At 38.1% G+C, this 22,549-nt stretch carries 17 protein-coding genes and 2 pseudogenes; 13 read left to right on the plus strand and 6 right to left on the minus strand.

The window, feature by feature from the left end; translation table 11 throughout:
• The first annotated feature begins 705 nt into the window (after nt 1–705).
• Both crtO and UYK_RS0112345 read left to right on the plus strand, forming a co-directional pair.
• Nucleotides 706–2,424, plus strand: a complete 1,719-nt coding sequence (gene crtO / locus UYK_RS0112340; protein WP_009458954.1) for a beta-carotene ketolase CrtO — start codon at nt 706–708, stop codon at nt 2,422–2,424.
• Nucleotides 2,425–2,699: 275 nt separating this feature from the next.
• On the plus strand, nt 2,700–3,791 hold the full coding sequence (locus tag UYK_RS0112345; protein ID WP_009458953.1) for a saccharopine dehydrogenase family protein: 1,092 nt from the start codon (nt 2,700–2,702) through the stop codon (nt 3,789–3,791).
• A 78-nt stretch (nt 3,792–3,869) separates the two neighbouring features.
• On the opposite strand, the gene bcp is transcribed toward UYK_RS0112345, so the two are convergent.
• A complete protein-coding gene (bcp, locus tag UYK_RS0112350; protein WP_009458952.1) occupies nt 3,870–4,358 on the minus strand; it encodes a thioredoxin-dependent thiol peroxidase in 489 nt (162 codons plus the stop codon).
• A 6-nt stretch (nt 4,359–4,364) separates the two neighbouring features.
• On the opposite strand from bcp, the gene UYK_RS0112355 reads away from it, so the two are divergent.
• From UYK_RS0112355 to UYK_RS0112370, 4 genes are all read left to right on the plus strand, one after another.
• Nucleotides 4,365–5,771: an FAD-dependent oxidoreductase gene (locus UYK_RS0112355; RefSeq protein ID WP_016871484.1), complete on the plus strand. Its 1,407-nt coding sequence runs from the start codon at nt 4,365–4,367 to the stop codon at nt 5,769–5,771.
• 96 nt (nt 5,772–5,867) lie between these two features.
• The gene (locus UYK_RS0112360) at nt 5,868–8,285 is read left to right on the plus strand and encodes a metallophosphoesterase family protein (protein WP_009458950.1); all 2,418 of its coding nucleotides are present in this window, start codon (nt 5,868–5,870) and stop codon (nt 8,283–8,285) included.
• 119 nt (nt 8,286–8,404) lie between these two features.
• Nucleotides 8,405–8,806 (plus strand): fasciclin domain-containing protein, encoded by a 402-nt coding sequence (locus UYK_RS0112365; protein ID WP_009458949.1) that lies wholly within the window; start codon nt 8,405–8,407, stop codon nt 8,804–8,806.
• Between the two features lie 238 nt (nt 8,807–9,044).
• Nucleotides 9,045–10,199 carry an acyltransferase family protein gene (locus UYK_RS0112370; protein ID WP_009458948.1) on the plus strand — a complete coding sequence of 385 codons (1,155 nt, stop codon included), beginning with the start codon at nt 9,045–9,047 and terminating at the stop codon, nt 10,197–10,199.
• A gap of 23 nt (nt 10,200–10,222) precedes the next feature.
• Here the strand turns inward: UYK_RS0112370 and UYK_RS0112375 are convergent, their stop codons facing one another.
• A complete protein-coding gene (locus tag UYK_RS0112375) occupies nt 10,223–10,966 on the minus strand; it encodes a tetratricopeptide repeat protein (protein ID WP_009458947.1) in 744 nt (247 codons plus the stop codon).
• Nucleotides 10,967–11,794: 828 nt separating this feature from the next.
• Here UYK_RS0112375 and UYK_RS26745 point away from each other — a divergent pair.
• From UYK_RS26745 to UYK_RS0112390, 3 genes and pseudogenes are all read left to right on the plus strand, one after another.
• Entirely contained in the window at nt 11,795–11,935 is a 141-nt protein-coding gene (locus UYK_RS26745) for a hypothetical protein (protein ID WP_009458917.1), read from the plus strand.
• A gap of 185 nt (nt 11,936–12,120) precedes the next feature.
• The gene (locus UYK_RS0112385) at nt 12,121–12,465 is read left to right on the plus strand and encodes a hypothetical protein (protein WP_009458946.1); all 345 of its coding nucleotides are present in this window, start codon (nt 12,121–12,123) and stop codon (nt 12,463–12,465) included.
• A 23-nt stretch (nt 12,466–12,488) separates the two neighbouring features.
• Nucleotides 12,489–12,599: pseudogene (locus UYK_RS0112390) on the plus strand (transposase); the annotation flags it as partial.
• 331 nt (nt 12,600–12,930) lie between these two features.
• Here the strand turns inward: UYK_RS0112390 and UYK_RS0112395 are convergent.
• Complete coding sequence (locus UYK_RS0112395) at nt 12,931–13,911, minus strand: sucrase ferredoxin (RefSeq protein ID WP_009458944.1); 981 nt, start codon at nt 13,909–13,911, stop codon at nt 12,931–12,933.
• A gap of 1,159 nt (nt 13,912–15,070) precedes the next feature.
• Here UYK_RS0112395 and UYK_RS0112410 point away from each other — a divergent pair.
• From UYK_RS0112410 to UYK_RS0112425, 4 genes and pseudogenes are all read left to right on the plus strand, one after another.
• On the plus strand, nt 15,071–15,817 hold the full coding sequence (locus UYK_RS0112410) for a Mut7-C RNAse domain-containing protein (RefSeq protein WP_009458941.1): 747 nt from the start codon (nt 15,071–15,073) through the stop codon (nt 15,815–15,817).
• Between the two features lie 61 nt (nt 15,818–15,878).
• Nucleotides 15,879–16,043: pseudogene (locus UYK_RS0112415) on the plus strand (ROK family protein); the annotation flags it as partial.
• Between the two features lie 110 nt (nt 16,044–16,153).
• On the plus strand, nt 16,154–16,723 hold the full coding sequence (locus tag UYK_RS0112420) for a Uma2 family endonuclease (RefSeq protein ID WP_026086450.1): 570 nt from the start codon (nt 16,154–16,156) through the stop codon (nt 16,721–16,723).
• Between the two features lie 72 nt (nt 16,724–16,795).
• On the plus strand, nt 16,796–17,065 hold the full coding sequence (locus tag UYK_RS0112425; RefSeq protein ID WP_009458937.1) for a hypothetical protein: 270 nt from the start codon (nt 16,796–16,798) through the stop codon (nt 17,063–17,065).
• Between the two features lie 79 nt (nt 17,066–17,144).
• Here the strand turns inward: UYK_RS0112425 and UYK_RS0112430 are convergent, their stop codons facing one another.
• The 3 genes from UYK_RS0112430 to cas10 all read right to left on the minus strand — a co-directional run bounded on the left by UYK_RS0112430 (nt 17,145) and on the right by cas10 (nt 22,379).
• Complete coding sequence (locus UYK_RS0112430; RefSeq protein ID WP_016871486.1) at nt 17,145–17,885, minus strand: hypothetical protein; 741 nt, start codon at nt 17,883–17,885, stop codon at nt 17,145–17,147.
• A 122-nt stretch (nt 17,886–18,007) separates the two neighbouring features.
• Nucleotides 18,008–19,945, minus strand: coding sequence for an RAMP superfamily CRISPR-associated protein (locus tag UYK_RS0112435; RefSeq protein ID WP_009458933.1), 1,938 nt, complete (start codon nt 19,943–19,945; stop codon nt 18,008–18,010).
• A 52-nt stretch (nt 19,946–19,997) separates the two neighbouring features.
• On the minus strand, nt 19,998–22,379 hold the full coding sequence (cas10, locus tag UYK_RS0112440) for a type III-B CRISPR-associated protein Cas10/Cmr2 (RefSeq protein WP_016871487.1): 2,382 nt from the start codon (nt 22,377–22,379) through the stop codon (nt 19,998–20,000).
• Between the last annotated feature and the right edge of the window lie 170 nt (nt 22,380–22,549).

Genomic DNA, 22,549 nt, shown 5'->3' on the forward strand with positions numbered 1-22,549 from the left:
GTTCTACCTCGTGGTAACGCTCTGTAATCGACGTGTGTTTTTCAATCTTTCATAACTAAAAGTATCTCCCCACCTCAAAGGTGGGGTTTTATTTTAAGTGAGGTTATTAGTAGAGGCTTTCACCCTTTAATATCATGTTCGCTTAAATACTTATACTGTCGCCTGGGCTGGTAATAGGTAATGGGTAATCGGTGAGACTACTTGCCGTCTTGGCTTATGCCGAGATGGCAAAGTAGCGAACCCGAAGGGTAACGGGAAAAACCAATGACCAACACTGAAGCATTATATTATAAGCAATTAGCCGAACTTGATATAAACTGGAATTTTGAGTTTAGATATTAACTCAATAGTTGCGATGGTCAAATACTGCTTCTTTGGAGCATCACAGCGAAAATATAAAGTTATTATCCGAACTGAAAATTACACACAATCAAAAATAGTCTTTTGTGCGTTAAAAAAGAATTTACTTATTTAGTTTTTATAGATTAATATATCAAAAAGCAAATTATTATAGACTGGTTAGCAGCTTCTCCAACTAGAGCACACAAAGAACTGCAATTAGGTTTTTAAGCTAAAAAAGTAATCATTCTTTTTTTAATCACTATCAAAAATCATCTGTCTAAAGATTTTTAATCAACTCTGAATTTTTATAACTGTTGAGTGATGTAAGATTTGTAACGTATTTCTAACATTGAAAAGATATTCATGTCTAAAGTTCTCACTATGCAAGAATACGATGTTGTAATTATTGGTGCAGGACACAATGGACTAGTTTGCGCTGCCTACTTATTAAAGGCAGGGTATAGTGTTCTGTTACTAGAAAAACGCTCTGTTCCAGGAGGCGCAGCAACCACAGAAGAATGCTTGCCACAAGAAGCACCAGGATTCAAATTTAACCTATGTGCGATTGACCACGAATTTATTCACTTGGGACCAGTAGTTGAAGAACTAGAACTGGAAAAATATGGTTTGAAGTACCTTGAATGTGATCCAGTCGTATTTTGTCCTCATCCAGATGGTAAATATTTTTTAGGTCATAAATCTCTAGATAAGACTTGTGCAGAAATTGCCCGTTACAACGAACGTGACGCTAAAAAGTACAGAGAATATACAGAGTATTGGCAACGAGCTTTAAGTGCTATGATTCCGATGTTTAATGCACCACCCAAGTCAATCTTAGATATTCTTGGCAACTACAATGTCACCAAAATCAAAGATTTATTCTCTGTAATTGGTTCTCCTAATAAAACGCTGGATTTTATTCGCAACATGCTAACCAGCGCCGAGGATCTCCTCAATGAGTGGTTTGATGAGGAATTTCTCAAAGCACCCTTAGCCAGACTTGCTTCTGAACTTGGTGCGCCCCCTTCACAAAAAACCATTGCCATTGGGGCAATTATGATGGCAATGCGTCATGATCCCGGTATGGCCAGACCTCGTGGTGGTACGGGTGCTTTGGTGCAAGCTTTGGTAAACTTAGTCAGAAGCTTAGGTGGTGTGATTCTGACCGATCAGCATGTTAAGAAAGTGTTGATTGATGACGGTCGTGCTGTGGGTGTAGAAGTAGCAAATGGTACAATATATCGCGCAAAACACGGCATAATTTCTAACATTGATGCCAAAAGACTATTTTTACAATTGATGGATGAAAGTGATGTAGATGCTGCTGATGCGGATTTACGAGAAAGATTAGAAAGGCGCATTGTTAACAATAACGAAACCATCCTCAAGATTGACTTGGCATTAAACGAACCACTGCGCTTTGAACACCACGAACATAAAGATAAATATCTCATTGGTTCTGTATTAATTGCAGATTCAGTTTCTCACGTAGAACAAGCCCACAGTAAATGTACCTTAGGAGAAATTCCTGACTCTGACCCATCAATGTACTTAGTAGTGCCAACAATGTTAGACCCATCAATGGCACCACCAGGTAAACATACAGCGTGGATTGAGTTTTTTGCACCCTATCAAATTGCTGGTGCAGAAGGTACAGGTTTGAATGGCACGGGTTGGACAGATGAGTTGAAAAACAAAGTTGCTGATCGGGTAATAGACAAATTGGCAGACTATGCACCGAATGTCAAAAATGCCACTATTGCTCGTCGCGTGGAAAGCCCAGCAGAATTAGGTGAAAGACTGGGTGCGTACAAAGGAAATTATTACCATGTTGATATGACACTTGATCAAATGGTATTTTTCCGTCCCCTACCGGAACTAGCAAACTACAAAACACCAATTGAAAATTTATTCTTGACTGGTGCGGGAACTCACCCCGGTGGTTCCATTTCAGGAATGCCAGGACGCAACTGTGCGCGGGTATTCTTACAGACAAAACATCCGATCGCCCAAACTTTCAAAGATGGCTGGACTTCGATTAAGTCTACAGTTGGATCAGTATTTGGGATTAATGGTAAGTAATCGATAAATCATTATTACTCCCTCTCAACTTTTTTCAAACTGAGGGGATTTTTTCTGATTTTACTTGGTGCCTTTGTGTCTTTGTGGTGAAAAAATAAATTTTATTGAACCACCAAGACACAAAGGAAACTTATTATTTAGGATTACACCACCAAAGGGCTTATTAAAATTTCACAAAAATTATACTTTTAGATCATCAAAGTCATACTTGCTAGTGATGACAAGCATAACTAAAAATTGATGTAATAAAGCTGCTGTTGCCAATATTTGGAGCAATGACAGATCGGGTTTTAATTCTTGGCGGAAGGGGGCGAATTGGTGGTAGTGTTGCCCGGGATCTACTCACCCATACACAAGCAGAAATCCTCATCACTGGGCGCACACCTGCACAGATGCAAGATAATACTTCTTTGGAATATATGGCGTTAGACTTGGCAGAGGTGGAAAAATTACGGCAGGCGATCGCTTCTGTAAATTTAGTAGTTCATTGTGCAGGTCCGTTTCATTATCGAGATGCCAATGTTTTGAAAATATGTATTGAACACGGTGTTAACTATGTAGATGTTAGTGACCACCGTTCTTTTACTATTAAAGCCTTACAATATCATGAAAAAGCCATGGCTGCGGGTGTAACAGCAGTAGTTAATACTGGGATTTTCCCCGGTATTTCTAATAGTATGGTACGTCATGATATCGAACAATTTGATATACCCGAAAAAATACATTTGAGTTATTTGGTATCTGGTTCTGGTGGTGCTGGCATTACCGTGATGCGAACCACATTTCTCGGTTTACAAAATCCTTTTGAAGCATGGATAGATGGTAGATGGCAAACAGTTAAACCTTATAGTGAAAGAGAAGTTGTTGAGTTTCCATCTCCCTACAAACGCAGTGGAGTTTACTGGTTTGATATGCCAGAAACTTTTACCCTACCCCATGCTTTTCCAGCAGTCAAAACTGTAATTACTAAATTTGGTTCTGTTCCTGATTTTTATAATCATCTAACTTGGATAGCAGCCCATGTCTTTCCGAAATCATGGATAAAGAACCCTAAAGGTGTAGAATTTTTATCTCATGTTAGCCATGCAATGACAGATTTTACTGACCAATTTACTGGCATTGGGGTGGCGGTTCGTTCAGAAGTAACAGGGCAAAAAAATAATCAACAAGCTGTTTATTGCTCTACTTTAACTCATGCAAATACAGCAGCTGCTGCTGGTTGTGGTACGGGTAGTATTGCTCAATTTTTATTAGAGGGAACACTCAAAAAACCAGGAGTTTGGCCTGTAGAAGAAGCATTACCTACTGATTTATTTACCAAAGCAATGCAAAGTCGAGGGGTAACTATTCAGGCTAATTGGCAATAAAAAATCATTTGTATGCATCGGTGTTCGCTTTTAAAATTAACTTGTGTGCGTCGTTTTAACTCATAACCAACTACAACTCTAAACAGCTGACAATTCCTGTAACTTAGCAAGTACAGCTGCAACATGGCCTTTCACTTTCACATTCGGCCAAACGTAAGCCAATTTACCATCAGGAGCAATCAAAAAAGTTGAGCGCACTACACCCATGTATTCCTTACCCATGAATTTTTTCAGTTGCCACACACCATAAGCTTCGCATACTTGATGTTCAGGATCACTTAATAATTGAATTGACAAATTATGTTTTTGAATAAATTTGCCATGTGATTTTTCAGTATCAGGACTGACGCCAACAATTTTAGCTCCCAAGGCACTAAATTCTTGAGATAAATCAGTAAATTCTTTGGCTTCTGTCGTACAACCGGGGGTATCATCTTTGGGATAAAAGTACAAAATTAGCCATTGTGATTGAAAATCATTCAGACTAATTAAATTACCATCTTGATTGGGAGCAGTGAAATCAGGTGCTTTTTCTCCTGCTTGGGGAAGATTTTTCTGAGAAGTCATTAAATTATGTTAAGTTCGGCAGAGATAATAGTATCATTTGCTGAACTAAATGCGATCGCTGTTATGAAGTTAGAGAAAACTGTTGTTATTGGTGGTAGTATCGCGGGTTTGCTAGCGGCACGTGTACTTGCAGAATATTGTGATTCGGTGACAATTATAGAAAGGGATAAACTACCTTTGCAGCCTCACAATCGCAAAGGCGTTCCGCAATCAGTGCAACCTCATGTTTTATTAGTACGAGGATACAGAATTTTAGAGGAACTGTTTCCCGGTATAGGCTCACAGCTAAGTGCGGCTGGTGCGCTAACGATTGATTGGTTACGAGAATTTTATTTGTTTGCCCAAGGAGAATGGAGTAATAATGCTGTTGCACCCTCTGAGATAGTTTCCTTTACCTGTTCTCGTCCTTTGTTGGAATGGACAATTCGCAAAAGACTGGTAGAGTTTTCCCAGATCAAGTTTATTGAACAACATCGAGCGATCGCCCTACTGACAAATTCTCATAAAACCCAAGTTACGGGAATCAAGCTGCAATCTCTCACAGGTGATGGTATAAAAGATTTACCAGCTAGCTTGGTAGTTGATGCCAGTGGACGTAGTTCTCATGCACCCCAGTGGTTAGAAGACATAGGATTAACGCCACCACCAGAAACTATAGTCAACCCGTTTTTAGGATATGCCACAAGGCGTTACAAACCACCAGAAAATTTTACAGCAGACTGGAAAGTAATGCTAATTTCCCAGGAACCTCCGCAAAATACCCGATTAGGATATTTGGCTAAAATTGAAGGTGGAGAATTAATTGCTACTCTTGGCGGTTACGGGCGTGACTTTCCACCATTAAATGAACAGGGTTTTTTGGCATTTGCCCGCAGTCTTTCCAGTTCGTGCTTTTATGAAATAATTAAGGATGCAGAACCAGTCTCGCCTATCTATGCCCATCGGGCTACTGCCAATCGATTGCGTCATTATGAACAAATTCAAATGCCTAAAGGCTTTGTAGCATTAGGCGATGCAGTTTGTGCCTTGTGTCCAGTTTATGGTCAAGGGATGACAGTCAGTGCTTTATCAGCAATGGTTCTTAAAGACTGGCTGAACAATAGTCAACTTGTAACTTCTCGCTTCCAAAAGAACTTAGCAAAAAGTAATGCGCTGCATTGGATACTAGCAACAGGACAAGATTCTCGTTTTCCCACAACAGCAGGTAGAAAACAGCCCAACAGGCTTAACAAACTCCTGGCTGGATATAATCAAAAGCTGATGCAAATGAGTAATGTAGATACTGATTTGCGTACTCTGTTTGCAGAGGTTAGTCACTTTCTCAAATCACCTCTAACTTTTTATCATCCTCAAGTTATATTACGTGTCATTAGAAGTAGTAAGCAGAAGATAAAAGAAATCAAAAATCTTTGATAAAATTAGCACTTTATACTCAATTTTATTTATAAATATTTAACATAATTTACTTACTAAATACACTCTAAATGTAATGCTAATAGTACAAATTACATGGCATGGACACCATTAAGAGAACGAATTACTCAATTACCGCTCCTTCTCGCAGGCCCAATTTTACGACATACTGCACCAAATTCTGTAACGGTGTGGGTAGCTTTGCAAGAAAGCCGCATAGTTACTCTCAAAATATTTGATACAAATAAAAATTTATTACTAATAGGTAGTAGAACAACTATTAAATTAGGAAATAATTTATATATAGTTGCTGTCACAGCTCAAGCAAGCGAAAATATACTTTTGTATGGTGAAGATTACCTTTATAATTTAGAATTTGGTAACGAAGAAAATTTAAATAGTCCTGGAATATTAAATACAGAAGGTTCAATTACAGAAATTACATATCCTCCCTATAATTTGCCTAGTTTTGGGCTTGTACCTCATGACTTAAAAGATTTACGCCTTGTTCATGGTTCTTGTCGTAAGCCACATGGCGAAAGCTTGGATGCATTTCCGGCTTTAGACAAAATGATTAAAGAAGCGCTAATACAAGACCCAAAAAAACGGCCGCATCAACTCTTTCTTACAGGTGATCAAATTTATGCAGATGATGTAGCTGATGCCTTACTTTTCATGTTAATAGATGCAGGCGAAACATTATTCGGATGGTCAGAAAAACTACCAGATGTCACCAATACTGAAGAATTGCAAGCTGGTCAACGTAATTATTTAGCAACCTATACTGCTGGCTTAACAGCAAGCATCACTAAACTGAATAAAATTTCTAACATCGCCAAAAGTCATTTATTCACATTCAGCGATTTTTGTACAATGTATTTATTCGCTTGGTGTGATGTGTTATGGCCGCAGCCTGAGGATTTACCCACATTTGCTGAGGTGAATCGAAATTTACCGCCGCTTAGCAGTAGCGAAGATTTATTTTTAGAAGAACTTGAGGATTTAAAAAACTTTCAGACTACACTCAAACAGGTTAGACGGGCTTTAGCTAATATTCCCACTTATATGATCTTCGATGACCATGAAATTACCGATGATTGGTATTTAAACATGGCATGGTGCGATCGCGTCCTCAGTAAACCCTTGGGTAGACGCATCCTCCAAAATGGTCTACTCGCCTACGCAATTTGTCAAGCTTGGGGAAATACACCAGCAGAGTTTACAGACTATAAACCAGGAGAAGCATTATTAAAAGCTGCTGTTGGCTGGTTTGCTTCCCAAGGACAAAACCCCAAATACGAACAGGAAATTACTCGCCGCCTTGGTTTACCAGCTATTACAGATATCAAAAATAGTCACCCTAGACAGCTACCCCACACAGATGCTTCTCTAAAATGGCATTACACTGTTGTCGGGCCAGAATATGAAGTCATAGTACTTGATACTCGCACTTGGCGGGCTTTTCCAGGGAAAGATTTTGATTTTCCAGCACTTTTGAGTGAAGAAGGTTGTGATCAGCAAATCACAAAACTAGCTCATCCCCAGAATGCTAAAGTTACCTTTGTTATCTCACCAGGGCCTGTAGTTGGTATACCATTTTTGGAAACAATTCAAAAGACAGCTAAAGCTTTCACAGAAAAATTTAATAGTGCTGCTTGGGGTTTTGATCCCGAAGCTTGGGGTTTAGAAACAACAGCATTTGAAAGGCTGATAGCTTGTTTAGCATTACGAGCATTACCAGCAAAACAAAGCCGTGTCATTATCTTATCTGGTGATGTCCACTATAGTTTTGCAGCTAGCCTAAAGTACGCAGCGATCCGTCCTTTTCAACATTCGGAAAATATCAATACTGAACTACTTGCTATTCAATTTACTAGCAGTTCCTTTAAAAATGAAGTAAGTGGTACAGGTGGAAGCCATTCACTACATAAAAAAGGTTTTCTTCCGATTAAGCAGATAAACTATTTACCGAAAGCAGAAATTTTAGGGTGGGAAAATCAAGAAGAGAAAGAATTAGAAATTGGTGTGATGCATGTGTATATTGATCATGTCCCACAATGTATTCCTTGGATTATTAAGACGAATCCCGCCATCGTAGATTTAGTACAAGAACGCAGTTGGCATAAAGGATTACAAATTATTAAACAACCCGAATGGTGGTATAAAATTAATTTCTTTTTAGGTAAAGATGAAAAAGCAAAGGAACCAGAAGATACTAATTCTCTACAACCCGAATCTATAACTGCTCCCCTACCTGGACAAAATCGCAAGCTACCTTTAGAAAAATATTTGGCGATGGCTAAAAACCATCGTGATTATCGTGGAAAATGGGGTGCTGGTAAAGCAGTTGTGGGAGTCAATAATATTGGTGAAATCACTTTTGAGGTGGTTGATGGTAAACAGACAGCTGTACAAACTCTCTGGTGGCGATTACAAAGTTGGGAGAAGGGTAAATTATTAGAACCTTTCCCTCTCACTCGCTATGAAGTACCGTTGGAGTTTGACGAGGATTAAGGCAAACTTAAAAGCACCCGTCCCGATAACAGCATATCTACTGATAGACATCATTACTTAATCAAAATGCATAATAATTTACTCTCATTTAAAATCTTTTTAGAGTAATGGTGAAATAAATGGCTGATATAGTTGATATTGCTGTTGGTGCAGGTTCCTTTACAACTTTGGTAACTGCTGTACAAGCCGCAGGATTAGTAGATGTATTAAAAAGTCCCGGTCCATTCACGGTATTTGCACCTAATGATGATGCTTTTGCCAAGCTACCACCGGGAACTATACAAACATTAGTGCAAAATATTCCCCAGCTAACACGCATTTTAAAGTATCATGTTGTGCCTGGAAAGCTTAAGCAAGCTGATTTGGCTCAACTTGGAACTGTGACTTCCGTAGAAGGTTCAACAATTAAAATTGACTGTTCTGATGGTTTTGAGGTCAAAAATGCTACTGTGTTGGCAGCAGATATTGAAGCTGATAATGGTGTCATTCACGTTATTGATACAGTAATTTTAATGGGTTAATTCAGAAATTCTGGCAGTAAGGTGGAGAAACGATTATGAATTACCAGCAACTGCATAATTCATGGTTCCTACCACCCAAATAAGATTAGACAACATTAAAACATCCAAAATGCTGACGAGCATACAGCCTGCCCGTCAGCATTTTTTTATTACTCTATGTTTAAAATGAACTTAGCAACTAGTTGATTAAATTAATTAAGAGAAGTAATTTAGTAGGTCACATCAAAAAAATATATCTATGCGCCTAACTTCTCTTGATGTTTTTCGTGGGATCACCATTGCTGGTATGATCCTTGTAAACACGGCCAGCATTGCTGAACCTAATGTCTATCCACCTTTACTTCATGCTGAATGGCATGGATGCACACCAACGGATTTAGTATTTCCCTTTTTTCTCTTCATTGTCGGTGTGGCAATGAGTTTTTCTTTTTCTAAATACACCGATAGCAAATTGCATGGGGAGAAAGAAAAAGTCTTCGTGTCTTTACCTTATTGGCGTATTATTCGCCGCGCTGCGATTCTGTTTGTCTTGGGCTTACTTCTCAATGGCTTTTGGAATCAAGGTGTTTGGACTTTTGATTTCAATAGCATCCGCGTTATGGGAGTATTGCAACGCATCAGCCTCACTTACTTGTTAGCTAGTTTGGTAGTTTTTAATATACCGCGTAAAGGTCAATGGATATTAGCGGGAGTGTTACTGATTGGTTACTGGTTAGCAATGATGTACGTACCTGTATCTGGTTATGGTGCTGGTGTGCTAACGCGAGATGGTAATTTAGGTGCTTACATTGATCGTTTAATTATTCCGAAGGCGCATCTATATAAAGGTGATAATTACAACTTTATGGGAGATCCGGAAGGACTTTTCAGTACTATTCCTGCTATTGTTAGTGTCCTGGCTGGATACTTTGCTGGACAATGGATACGTAGCCAAAAACAGATTAATTCTAAAACCAGCATGGATTTAGTTTTGTTTGGTTTAAGTTGCTTGGTGATTGGCGGAATTTGGGATTTGGCATTTCCGATTAATAAAAAGTTGTGGACAAGTTCTTACGTAGTTTTTACTACTGGTTGGGCATTATTGTTACTTGCTTTTTGTTATGAATTAATTGATGTTAGAAGAGTGCGGCGTTGGGGAAAATCTTTTGAAATCATGGGATATAATCCGATATTTCTTTTTACTGCTTCTGTGTTGCTAATTAAGATACTAGTGAAAACTACGGTCGGCACAGGAGAAAATGCTCCTAGTACCTATTATTGGATTTACCGAAATTTATTTGTACCTTGGGCAGGTGCATATAATGGTTCACTATTTTTGGCGATCGCAACTGTTTTATTATGGTTAGTAGTTGCCTATGCTATGTATCGGCAACGGTGGTTGATTAAAGTCTGAAGCTGAAGCGTGGCTTGGTTAGTTCACTGGAATAATTCTTGAAAGCGCCTATTACCACGCACTTTATTAAAATCAGAGTCAGTTTTTGCTAACTTCTCATATTTACCAGGAACAAGCTTCATGGCCTTTTTTAAGTTTTCAGCAGCTAGTTCTACCTTGTTCTGTAAAGCGTAAGTACATGCCTTGTTGTAATATGCTAAGTCTTTATCAGGTTTAATGGCGATCGCTCGATCATAGGATGCGATTGCTTCTTGATAGCGTTGCAGTTTTGTTAGGGCGATACCTCTATTAATCCAAGCTTCATATTTATCTGCTTTGATTGCGATCGCTCGATCATAGGATACCAGGGCTTCTTGATAACGTTCCAGTGTATTGAGGGTGTTACCTTTGTTGTACCATGCCTCATCTCTATCCGGTTGAATCGCGATCGCTCGATCATAAGATGCTAATGCTTCCTGATAATGCTGTAATTTTGTTAAGGCATTGCCTCGATTAATCCAAGCTTCTGCAAACTGAGGTTTGATGGTAATAGCTTGCTCAAAAGCCGCGATCGCATCCTTATATCGTTGGGAATTTAAGAAAAAATTACCTTGCTGAAAAAATTTTTCTGCTTTTTGTGTCGTCTCTGCTTCCGAAAATAATTGAGCAACATTAGTTTCTTGGACAATTTGTCTAGTATTTTTCCCTGCTGAATTTGCCCAATCATCACAACCTAATGTCAGTAAAGTTATGAAGCCAGAGGCTATAAAGCAACGCCAACAAACCATCTTTCACAAAACTCGCTATTCAATTGATAAACAGTTTTTTCTTTCAAGATTGGGAAGGCTGTCTACATGATCATCACCTAATTCAGGTAAATTTGCCTGATAACCACTGTTTAAGAGCTATTTTTTTGATGATCACAAATATAACATACCATCAATTTTTTATTATCTTTTTTGAGGTAATTTTCAAACCAAAATATTATTTATATTTTCCATGATCTTATTGACTTGATTTATGCTTGATTAATCTTTTCCTAAAAGATTAGCTGGTTTATCTATTTATGATTCACTAAATGAATAATCAATTTAGTAATTAAGCAATGAAGAAAATGGTTGTCAAAAATCAAAAATTTGGATTTATATTTCAGTGTAATAATGTCACTTTATTAGCCCGAACTTAAAAATAGTCTTGGCAAATTACTGAAAACCTGAAATATTTAGATTTAGGCAAAGTGCTAGTAAATGTGATGAAAATACCTATATTTAGGATCTAGCTTGAAACTAGAGAACAGGAAAAAGTGGAATTTTCATGTTTGGTTGTGTAACAAGGTTCATAAATAGCTGTCTTGAAAACGGGTGTAGCTCAGATCTTGCACCAGACGTAGATACTCGTAAAAAACCAATAAACAGCGCAAAACTATAACAATAGTCAATTAACAAACGACAGGTACACTTAGTTATAAATAAAACTTAATCTATGTAATGTTACAGTAACAAAAAATGGTGATGTCGGCGTTTACTTTTTCACCCAAAACATGGATATGTTTGCTTTTGAGACGAAAAATATGAGAGAAAAGGCGTGAAATATCGAAATGTTATAAAGCAAGAACAATGCTTGCCCATGCCCAAGAACTAGTTTACAGCCTAAAAGAATTGATGCCGACGCAGTACCAGAAAGATAACCTAGAGGCTATGTTGACGCTATTGTTAGAGGCACAAGGACACTCATTACCAGAAAACATAGTAAAATAAAATATCATGCAATTACTGGTGTAGCTATTAGTCGTAAGTTAGCCGATGGTAGAGTTTTACGGCATTTACATCAACAAGGGCAACAAGTTCGTCTAGTAGGTTTAAATCCTGTTACTGTTTCTTGGTATTACCTAAAGCGTGATAATGGCAAACTAGAAAAACGTTTTGTTCTGTCTACCCGTCCGATGAAAGCTTCTACTCTTAAGTGGTGGGGTAAGCGTCGTTGGCAGATTGAGGGATGGTTTAAAACCGCAAAACATCGTTTTGGCTTGCATCGCTTTGGACAAGGAACTCTGCTGGGTATGTGTCGCTGGCTGATTCTTTCTCTAACTGCCTACCTGATTGCTCATTGGACTTATCTGCATTTTCATTCCGCATCACCACCTGATTGGGGTCAGTCTGCACAAACTGCCCTTGAGTCTATTTTTTCACATATAGTTGTGTATCTTCTTTTACTTGAAATTGAACGCCTATTCCCTCTTGCACGTAGTTATGGTTTTGACATTCATATTTCCAGGTGCAAGAAGTGAGTCAAGAATTTTCTGAGCATCTAGAAAGGTTTTACAACAAAGATGTTTTTTGGAATGGCTCTTATTTCATTGCTAGTTGTGGCGGTGTTACAGTTTCAACTTTACGAAAATACATTGAAAATCAAAATACTCCAGAAAGTGGCGATTCCTCATCGACCCCCTGCCCTGTCAATCCTACGGATTGAATTGGTTGTGGGTCAATTCGTCACCGCCCAAAAATTCATCTCATCACTCAGTCCGAAGGACGAGTGAGAGGCTTCTTTTTGTTTAAGCTAAACAGCAAACTCATAATCGATCGGTGTACATCGCCTTGCACGGTGTTCGTTTTGCTTGTTCTTTTATCCCCTCGTTGTGGGCGCGAGCCTCAGTAAGGAGGAGCTAGGCTAACGCTTCACCCAAAGCTGTACTTTAGATACTTTCAACTTGATATTTGCCAGCAAAAATCATCCTGTAGTGCGCAACATCTTACGCTGTTACTGTGACAAATTTTGTAGAAGTCAACCAGAGGCTAGCAACAGCATACTTGACAAATACTGATTCTTGTTTAGCATTGCAAGAACTTTTCAGTTCCACTGTTTTTGTTTCGTCTTTTACCAACCTAGCCTGATAATTATATTGTGAACCATCAGGTTTTTCAAAAATTAACTCAGCCCGAATTGTCTTTTTATCCGCACTTTGTTCGATCATTCTGCCTACTACTTTATAGTTAAACCAATCCCATCCATAACGCAACATCAATTCTCTTTCCACAACTTGGATCGAACTTGGCAAGATTCCCCAGCCCCGATAAGCTTTTTCCAAAGATTGAATATCGCCAGTACGAGTCACAATCGACTTAAATAAATCTTGATTGAGATTACCGTAATATCTCCCGTCTGGAAAGTCTATGCAAGTTGGTGCAAACCGATGTCCACCAAAATGGCTAGATTTCCAAATCCGTACATTATCTAACTTCAAATCAGCAACAATATTTGTAGCATGAAAGTGAAAAGGATTACCGTATCGAGAGCAGCATTTATCGTGACTACCGTGGGTACATATGAGAATATCTCGTGTTGAATTTGTATCTAATTCATAACCTCCAGAGTTTCTACTCCATAAATATTTCTTAATTACTGCTGCTGCTTGCTGGATATTTTCTAATTTGTACTCTCGCTTAGAGAAACCATAAGTTAGCCCTTCTTGTTGTTGATAAATCAAAAGGGTTGTACTGTCTGATTTATGCGATAAATTATTAGCAATTAATAAAAATTTAATTGGTAATTTTGCACGTTGGACTTCTTCTACCACAGTCCGTAAATTTTCTGGAACCCAGCGAGAATGAAAGGCTTCTGCTGCCCAAGGAGTTGGACACTCAATTAATACATAAGTTTGGTGATTGCCAACACTGCCAATAATATCTTCTCCTGCGGCACGGGAATTATCGGAACAAAAGAAAGTGTTCATTGAAGCGTAATGATGGGTGTAATTAGGGAACAAATCATATTACCAAAAGAGATAGTGTTTTTAGATACAATATCTCTGGAAAACTGCTTGCTAATTTAATTAATCAAAAAATTATGTCCTAATTAGCAAACAAGAGAAAACAGGAATAATTGCTATCTTACAGCCGAATCATGGTAGCCACTTTATAACATTAATTATCGCTAAGGTCTGTGCTGTAAATATTTTTTTCATAAAAGGCATCAACATTTTTGAAAAAAATCCTCCTTTGTTGCAAACAGAGATTGTAAAATTGCTTAGTGCTGAAAAGCAGACTTTATTAATTTTGTTTTGGCAATAAAAGTAGCCAAATTTATATTTGTTGGCTTTATGTAATGAGTACTGTCATCAAGCTTTTCTTGATGTTTGTACTTTGATCTCATCAATGTTCAAAAAATTATGGGTACATTGATTCACTTGCTTAGTAAATACAATTACTGATTTACCTGGGAAGTTATTGGTTAAGAAAATTTCCCCAATATCTAATTCAAATATATATTCAAATTGTTTCATATTGCAAATTATTATCAACAAAAATTCCAAAAAATAAAAAGCACAAAAAAACAGAGCCAAAGTTAATGTTTTTAACTTGAACTCATATATTTTAAGACTACTAAAAATATTAACAATTACTTATTGATTAAAACACAGCCACAAGAAGTATTTTTACTCAACACTTTAGTCTGATTCAATCAATGTGTGATGCTTCTCCACCTCCTGTTAATAACTTGATTTATATGTACAAACAAGCATCTGCCTTGAATTTAACTTATGTTAATCTTACGTTGCAAGTATTTTTTAATACATATGGCTTTGTCTATGTTTTACATAGTGCTAAAGTCTTGTTAAATCAAGATTAACATGGGTTTAAGGGTACAAGAGGCTAATATCATTTATGCTTGCACATCCTAATCTAAAAGATAAAAATTATCAATACATAAGCAACCAGATGGACATAAATAAAAATCAACTGTTTTTTAGTAGGATTTCAGATAAATTGTGTTAATTGCCATGAAAGTAGCGATATTCTAGCAATGAGATGATTTAGTCTCTGGGGCGATCGCCTGTTTTTGTCCATAGAAGTTACTATGGTGTACATAGAAAAATAAAATGATTTGTTGCTATGGCTAGGGCAACCTTCCAATTTTACGCAGAATTGAATGATTTTCTGCCACCTGACAAAAGGCAAGTGAGAATAGAGCATTTTTTTGGAGAAAGAGCATCCATCAAGGACATGATAGAAGCTTTGGGTGTTCCCCATCCTGAAGTTGATTGTATTGAAGTGAACGGAGAATCGGTTGATTTTTCTTACATTGTTCAAGATGGAGACACGATCAATGTCTATCCTGTTTCCACAGTAGCAGAAACTCCTATTTTGAGACGGGTACGACCAAAGCCGCTAAATGTCATCCGCTTTGTGTTGGATATTCATCTTGGCAAATTGGCATCATCTTTGCGACTATTAGGCTTTGATACGTTATACCAAAATGATTATGATGACCCCGAATTAGCAGCAATCTCTAGCTCTCAAAACCGCATTCTGTTAACACGCGACAAAGGTCTTTTGATGCGAGGTGCAGTTACTTATGGTTATTATGTCAGGAATACTGACCCACAAAAACAAATTGTTGAAGTATTACGACGTTTTAATTTGTTTGAATTAGCATCGCCTTTTAAACGATGTCTGCGTTGCAATGGGGTCTTACAATCTGTGGATAAGCAAGCTGTTATTGATCAGTTACCAGATACTGTGGTGTTGTACACTGATGAATTTCATCGCTGTCAGAACTGCGCTCAAATATATTGGAAAGGCTCACATTATGAACGATTACAAAGATTTATTGATGGTGTACTTGATATAAATAGTTAATAGTTGATTGTTGATTGTTGTTTGGAACAATCAACTACCAACAAACAACAAACAAAAAAACGTGAGCTTAATTTTAGCACTTGATTTTGGTGGCACTAAGCTAGCAGCAGCGATCGCACATGCTGGTTCTCAAGAGTGGTTGGGTTACGAGCGTCGTTTGTCACCAGCCAATGCCGATGCTAGCACTGATTTGGAGATTATGCGATCGCTGATTCACGCTCTGTTACACTGTAGAAGCAAGTCAAGGAAGATAGTCTACAATTCCTGTTAGCTAGTAGGGTGCTTTACGGCTTTCCGTCTATGACACCGCCAGATTCTAAATTTTTTACTAAAACCATGTCTTTACCATTAACCTACCTAACTATTGATGAATACCTGCAATTAGAACAATATAGTGAGGTTCGCCATGAGTATCTTGGTGGTCAAATCTTTGCTATGTCTGGCGGTAGCAAGGAACATAATCTCATAGCTGGGAATATCTACTCACGCCTACGTTCACATTTGCGGGGTGGTTCCTGTAGTGTGTTTATGGCTGATATGAAAGTCAGGATAGAATTAGCGAATCAAAATAACAATATATTTTATTATCCTGATGTGGTTGTTTCTTGCAATTCCCAAGATCAAGACCGCTATTTTTTAAATTATCCTTGCCTAATTATAGAAGTGCTATCACCAAGTACAGAAGTCACGGACAAGCGAGAAAAACTTGTTAATTACCAAGAATTAGAAAGTTTACGGGAATATGTATTAGTTTCCCAAGATGATATAAAAGTAGAAGTTTATCGTAAAGATTCTCAAGGACATTGGTTACTGGAAATTTTAGGCAAAGAGAATGAATTAAGTTTAGATTCTGTTGGCTTAAGCTTGACAATGGCAGATATTTACGAAGATGTTTTGAGTATTTAGGATGGATATTACATGTCACAACCAAAGTTTTACACTCCAAGATCTAAAATCCCAAATCCAAAATGGTAGAAGATGGACATTTTAGTATCCAGATACGGCAGGGGTAATGGTATGCTGGCATGGTTGATTGTTAACTTGTCTCTTGCAGAACTTTTAAAGCCCATTTGTAAAGCGATCGCACCAACAGTTTGTCTAAGTCTGGCGCAGTGGTGGCAAAGTGCATGGAAACGACAGCGTAATGAACCCTGCTATTTTTTACTGTTTAAACCTTTATATTTCATGTTTAGTAATTGCTTGCAAAACTTGGTCATGAATTGTAGCAAAAACGCTAGCTTGAGCTAAATTTCTAAAAGACTTCCCTGTAACTAAATTCAAGCAATTAAGTATTCGTTTCTGCCATTGCTCTGAGTTTGTGACATCTTCACCCCAAGCCCTGAATACTTCCTTTTCTGCTAAACCTCCTAAGCGATGGGAAAAATAGTTTCGCTTCTTCCTTGCTGAATCCCAAAAAAGGACCACTATAATCTGAGGGAATGCCAGCTTGATTTGCTGGAGTATTTTGCTGAAACTCAAAAAATTGAATGCGATCGCCATAAAAGCTCAAACCAGAAATCCTTGACGCTTCCGAAGCTTGACCTACTCCCCCTTTGAGACAAAGCCAGATAGGTTGATCTACTTGAATAGTAATTTTCTCTCTCCAAGTTCGCCGCCACCAATAAAACATCTGCTCAAAATTAGAAGGATTAGTTCCATCTTGACCGAGGGTGATAATTTCAACATTAATATGAGTAAATTGATTAACAATCCATGCTTTAATCAACTCTGCTGCGTATAGCGTGTCCTTCTGTCGTTCTCGCACTTTTAATTTTTGGTCAGTCGCAATTAAATAGACTGTCTCTATATCTGCGGCTTTCTCACTCAGTAGCTTACCAATGATGACTGGCTTAATTCGCTCTTGGTAAATTGTAATTTTATCTAGTAAATATTTAGTTAAATCTCGAAAAGTGATATTATGCAGCTGTAGGTCAGAAATAACCTCTGCTTGTTCGCCAATGATCTCTCCATTTTGCATTCGATCATCGCCGATGTTATACCAAGTACCAGAGGAAATTTGAAACATTAAATCTCTAGTACCAATTGTTGCAATTAAAACGGCTTTCATAGAGATATTAGGTTAATGAGTAAATTTGACAGTAGTATTGGCTAGGAGTGCGATCGCATTTCTCGAAATTAATGAATTTATCTCCTAGTGCGGGGAAGTTGAATAGATGTATCAGATGACATTTATCCGAATACTAAAATCGCTCCCTGGTTTTTTAACTCTATAGCAAATGCTTGGCGTTCTGGATGGTCAGTGCCAAATATAGTCACGACTTGATAAGTACAATTACTATCAGCAAATATAGATTTAATCCAGACAAAGGAAGGAGTTTCTAAAGCACCTCCTACATTAGGATTTCCTTGCCCTTGGCTTTGACCTTTAAAGCGAATATCACTATAAAGTAAGTCTAGAGCAGTACCACGAACATTAGAAGAATCACCTTCTGTTTGCCAATTTTTTACTTTATGGGGATGAATTTGTGACGGTGACTTTAACAACCAAACCTGAGCATTTTTATCTAATACATCCTGTTGTCGGGCCTTTGGTCTACCTGGACTAACTGCATAAGAACCAAGAGGTGCTTGTACTGCTTTGAAAGCCTGGTTTAATTCCGTGAAGAACTTTCGCCATTTTTCACTATCATATACTAATGGTAATTCTTTACTAATTAACTCCCAATGACAACCTCTCATCCGACCATTTAATAAATGTAGAGTGCGGCGAGAACCCCTCCCTACACCACCTAGATGAGAAGCTAGAAATAGCAATTTTTCAGCTAAGTTCAAACAATGGATATCTGGAGATTCTAAATAAATTTTACCTGTATAAACATAAGGATTTTGTTGATTAGATGAGTTAATTTTGGTGCTAACAGAAAGTTTTCCCTGTTGACCTAACTTGCCAAATAATTTCTCTTCTAAATTCTGGCAAGTAGCCGTATCATACAATCCGAAAGCTACAGCACGAAACCAATAGCGCAAGATACCCCTTACAGCAGAAGGACGGAATTCTGGAGTGCCTTGATATCGGTTTTCTCTCGAAGGGGGATTACTACCATACATCCCTTGAGTCCACAATGTAAAATCATAAAATTTGCGAGTATTGGAATTGGGTATTGCACCTAAAGCGTGTCCATAACCACTACTCACACGAGAGCCAATCCCGCTTTTGAGGGCATTTTCAAGCCATGTTTTCACATCTTGAAGATCCTTGTTAGTCTCATCAGCTACTTCCTTGCTAGTAGGACGTAACCCAATTAAAAATTGAGGTTGTTCTAAACTTAAAAGTGGGTGAGGTACTGGTTGGTACATCACTTTGTTATTTTGCCATGTCCATTGAGGGGTAGCTACATCTAAGCTCAAACAAGGTTTGATAGGAAAAGCATCTAAAAATTCAATCTTGGCAGCTTTGGCAAGCTTACCATCAAGTATTCCTAATAATTCATTAATTCGCTCTGAAGGCTGATGTTTTTTAGCCCAAGCTTTTGCCGCACCTTTTAATGTAGATGCTGGAATATAAGGAATACCAAAAACAGGATGTAATACTGGTAGTAGCAATTCCCGGAATCCACGAGTTCCCCCTACTCTAAGCCGCCAGTTAAAGGCAACCTTAATTGTATTTTCCTCGCCGTTAGCTAACTGAAGGGTGCGTTGATAAAGTTTAGTATAAATTTTATTGCAACCTTGCTCTGCTTCTACTGCATCCTTGAGAATTTTGGTTCTTTGGGTTTCGTCTCTTTCATAAGGAAGATTAGGTTCAACCCAATAAAGAGCTTGCAAAGGATTGTGGGTTCTATAAGAATGTTGCAGGGGAGTGGAGTTAATTGTCTGAATAGTGCTAGCAGTAGCAGGTACAGCTCCAGCAATAAAATTGATGCGATCGCAAAATAATTGATATTGTTCTTTCAGCTTCTTCTGAATAGAATCTCTGTTCCCCTGGGCAGCTTTACGCAACTCATCTTCAGCAAAATAAATTGTCAAAGTCGACTTTTCATATCCACCATATACAGATTTCTCTAAAATCTTACCCAACTTGGATTTAACTTTAATTTCTGCTTCTACAAACTCCCGCCATATATCTGCGGGTGAATTGCTTCTTTTTACTTTCGATTGGTGTTTCATTCTTGTTCTGCTTCCCCTAAAATAGGCACTGCCCAAAAAGACCATTCCCGTGCTAATCTTTATCTCCCCGAAAACATTGGCGAATATCCCATAGCCAGTTATCCCATTCCCAGAGATTGGTGTAAGCTAACACATCATCACCACCTGCATAAATCAAGCGTCCAGCATAACGCTGTTGAGTTAAATAAGGTACTAATTGATTAGAAAAATCTAACAAAGCCCGACTGAGGGCGTTATGTGTTGATGGCCCCATGCGTTTTTTGACTTCTAAAAATTTCTGGAAGCTATCAAGGTTGACTGATAATTGCGAGGGAATATAATCTCCATATTTTTCTAATTTTTTCCCCTGCAACCATTCACTCATACTATCGCCATCACCCGCAGCTAACACATACCAGTCAGCAGGATTATTACCGGGGTAAAACCTATCAATAATCTTTTGAATATCTTGGCGGTAAGTTTTTTTCAGAGCCGAAATTTCTCGGCGGATTACTTCTTGATTCTGTTCGTTTGCTGTTTTTAAGTTTTCTTGTAATTTTGCTAATTCTGGCGTTTCAGCATCTTCTACTAACCAACCAGCATTGAGTAAACGCGGATGAAACCTTTGGGGTAAATTCTCCTTATCTATCCAAGGAATACCCCATTTGTTTTTCATTTCTTGGATCACACCCTTAGCCCAAGGGTTTTTAGCGATAATTGCTTGACAAGCGTCCTCAAATCGCAATTCATGGTTAATATCCTTTTCATGAACCTTGAGATATCCTGCCACACCTGCGGTTAAATCTGGATAAGAAGCTGCTATGGCATCTTCATTTTTAATATCCAATAACTTATCTAAAACTTTTTCTAAAACCCGTTTCACCGTTTCAGTAGCATTTAATTGTTCTCTACCATCAAATAAACCTGCATGATGTTGCCAATATTTTTTCGTTTCCCTTTCAGTTATCCAATCACCACCGGGATGTACCACCGGGCCAATCCCAGAAATTGTAGAACGAGGGCCGAAAGCCGTCGATAATTCCCAATTACGAGCATTTTTGACTGCTGCTAAAGCATATCGATTTGCATCAAAAATTGCTGCCCACCAAGAACCCACATTGACGCTAAATTTTCGTTTTTGGTTTTCCCAACGCTGTTGATATGCTTCCCGCAGAAAATCTATTTCCTCATCTTGAAATAGATTGTTTTTTTGATTAGTTATATAAGCTTGATTTTGAGCATTTTGCCATTCTAAAAATTCGGTTTCTCTTTCTTTAGGAATCGCCGCATTTTTTAAACTTTTATCCTCTTTACCTATGGGTAAAGCTGTCCAATAAAACTGCCATTGTGACTCTAACCAACCTTGCCAAGTTTTGCTATCTGCTGCTAAATTTGGCATCCAATGACGTTGCATTTGCAGTTCTTCAAAAACCAAATCACTAATTCGTGCCCATTCTTCTAAAAGTGTTTGTTTAGCCATTTGCATGGCAGCTTTTACTTTATCTTTTGGTAGCACTAATACCAACACGTTAGGAAAACCAGCCGTTAATAATTGATTAGTATCAGGTTGCTTAATCCATTGGTCAAACTTAGAAAATTCTTGTAATAACCAATGATCAATTAATGGCTGTTGGTAAAGACTGGGATAAAGAAAGCAGTCAGGGCCGTATTTTTTGGAAACTTCCCAACAAACTTTGGCTGAAAGATAGTGCAGCAGCCAAGAACCTGCCCAAAAATCCCGCATTTTGCGACTGGCTTTAATTAGTTCTTGTACGGGTGTAAATGTGAAACTGGCTAAATAGGGATGAGATAAAGTTTTGTTAGCCGGCCAATGTTCAATTTCTGCCATTGTTAGGTCATAACCAGCTAAAGCACCAGCCAAAGCAGCCGTAATACTGGCGTGACTCCAAATAGAACTATCTGGTAAGCGGGTTTCAGCCGGCATCAGCATCAAAGATTCATCATCAAATTCCTGACACGTTGCGGCTGGTAAACAACGCCACAGCCACCAAAACACACCTTTAAGATCTGTCCTCACTTCTGCGGGGATTGCTTCCAGTAATTTTTGTTCTTTAAATTCTAAGTAATTTTTACGGTTTGCCGCTAGCATTTGTGAATGCTGCTTAATTTTAAAATTACGTTTTGCCCCGGATAATAGGTGAAATATTTCTAACCCTTGTTCTGAGTTATTTCCCTGACCATAATTGATACTCGCGCTCACACTACCAATCGCCCCTCTGTCGCTTGCTGAGGCAATGTAGTCAGCTAGCTTGATATGCTTGAGTGCTTTACCAGATGATTCTTCTGGATTCCAGCCTTTCTCAACCCAAGGTTTCATTACCTCTAGTTCTTGCCAGAAGCTGTTTTTTCCACGTCCACTATTACTATGCAATGCTTTTAACACAGGATCATGCAGTAAACCCCATATTTTCGCTCGCCAATATTCTTCTGACACAACTAATTTTCCTTTTTTAGCCTCCAGATTAGAGTGTATTAATTGTTATCCAGTTTTGTCGAATATCTGTAAATATTCGGAACAATATATGCAAAATGCTTCAGATTGTTGACTGGTAAGGCTTTTAGGTTCTATGGGAAAATAGTCAAGAATATTTTCTTATCTCTTGA

Source organism: Fischerella thermalis PCC 7521 (assembly GCF_000317225.1).
GTDB lineage: Bacteria > Cyanobacteriota > Cyanobacteriia > Cyanobacteriales > Nostocaceae > Fischerella > Fischerella thermalis.

Coding starts and splice junctions, on each gene's coding strand:
- crtO (WP_009458954.1), top strand. CDS start 706: ATGTCTAAAGTTCTCACTATGCAAGAATACGATGTTGTAATTATTGGT.
- UYK_RS0112345 (WP_009458953.1), top strand. CDS start 2,700: ATGACAGATCGGGTTTTAATTCTTGGCGGAAGGGGGCGAATTGGTGGT.
- bcp (WP_009458952.1), bottom strand. CDS start 4,358: ATGACTTCTCAGAAAAATCTTCCCCAAGCAGGAGAAAAAGCACCTGAT.
- UYK_RS0112355 (WP_016871484.1), top strand. CDS start 4,365: ATGTTAAGTTCGGCAGAGATAATAGTATCATTTGCTGAACTAAATGCG.
- UYK_RS0112360 (WP_009458950.1), top strand. CDS start 5,868: ATGGCATGGACACCATTAAGAGAACGAATTACTCAATTACCGCTCCTT.
- UYK_RS0112365 (WP_009458949.1), top strand. CDS start 8,405: ATGGCTGATATAGTTGATATTGCTGTTGGTGCAGGTTCCTTTACAACT.
- UYK_RS0112370 (WP_009458948.1), top strand. CDS start 9,045: ATGCGCCTAACTTCTCTTGATGTTTTTCGTGGGATCACCATTGCTGGT.
- UYK_RS0112375 (WP_009458947.1), bottom strand. CDS start 10,966: ATGGTTTGTTGGCGTTGCTTTATAGCCTCTGGCTTCATAACTTTACTG.
- UYK_RS26745 (WP_009458917.1), top strand. CDS start 11,795: ATGCTTGCCCATGCCCAAGAACTAGTTTACAGCCTAAAAGAATTGATG.
- UYK_RS0112385 (WP_009458946.1), top strand. CDS start 12,121: ATGAAAGCTTCTACTCTTAAGTGGTGGGGTAAGCGTCGTTGGCAGATT.
- UYK_RS0112395 (WP_009458944.1), bottom strand. CDS start 13,911: ATGAACACTTTCTTTTGTTCCGATAATTCCCGTGCCGCAGGAGAAGAT.
- UYK_RS0112410 (WP_009458941.1), top strand. CDS start 15,071: ATGGCTAGGGCAACCTTCCAATTTTACGCAGAATTGAATGATTTTCTG.
- UYK_RS0112420 (WP_026086450.1), top strand. CDS start 16,154: ATGTCTTTACCATTAACCTACCTAACTATTGATGAATACCTGCAATTA.
- UYK_RS0112425 (WP_009458937.1), top strand. CDS start 16,796: ATGGACATTTTAGTATCCAGATACGGCAGGGGTAATGGTATGCTGGCA.
- UYK_RS0112430 (WP_016871486.1), bottom strand. CDS start 17,885: ATGAAAGCCGTTTTAATTGCAACAATTGGTACTAGAGATTTAATGTTT.
- UYK_RS0112435 (WP_009458933.1), bottom strand. CDS start 19,945: ATGAAACACCAATCGAAAGTAAAAAGAAGCAATTCACCCGCAGATATA.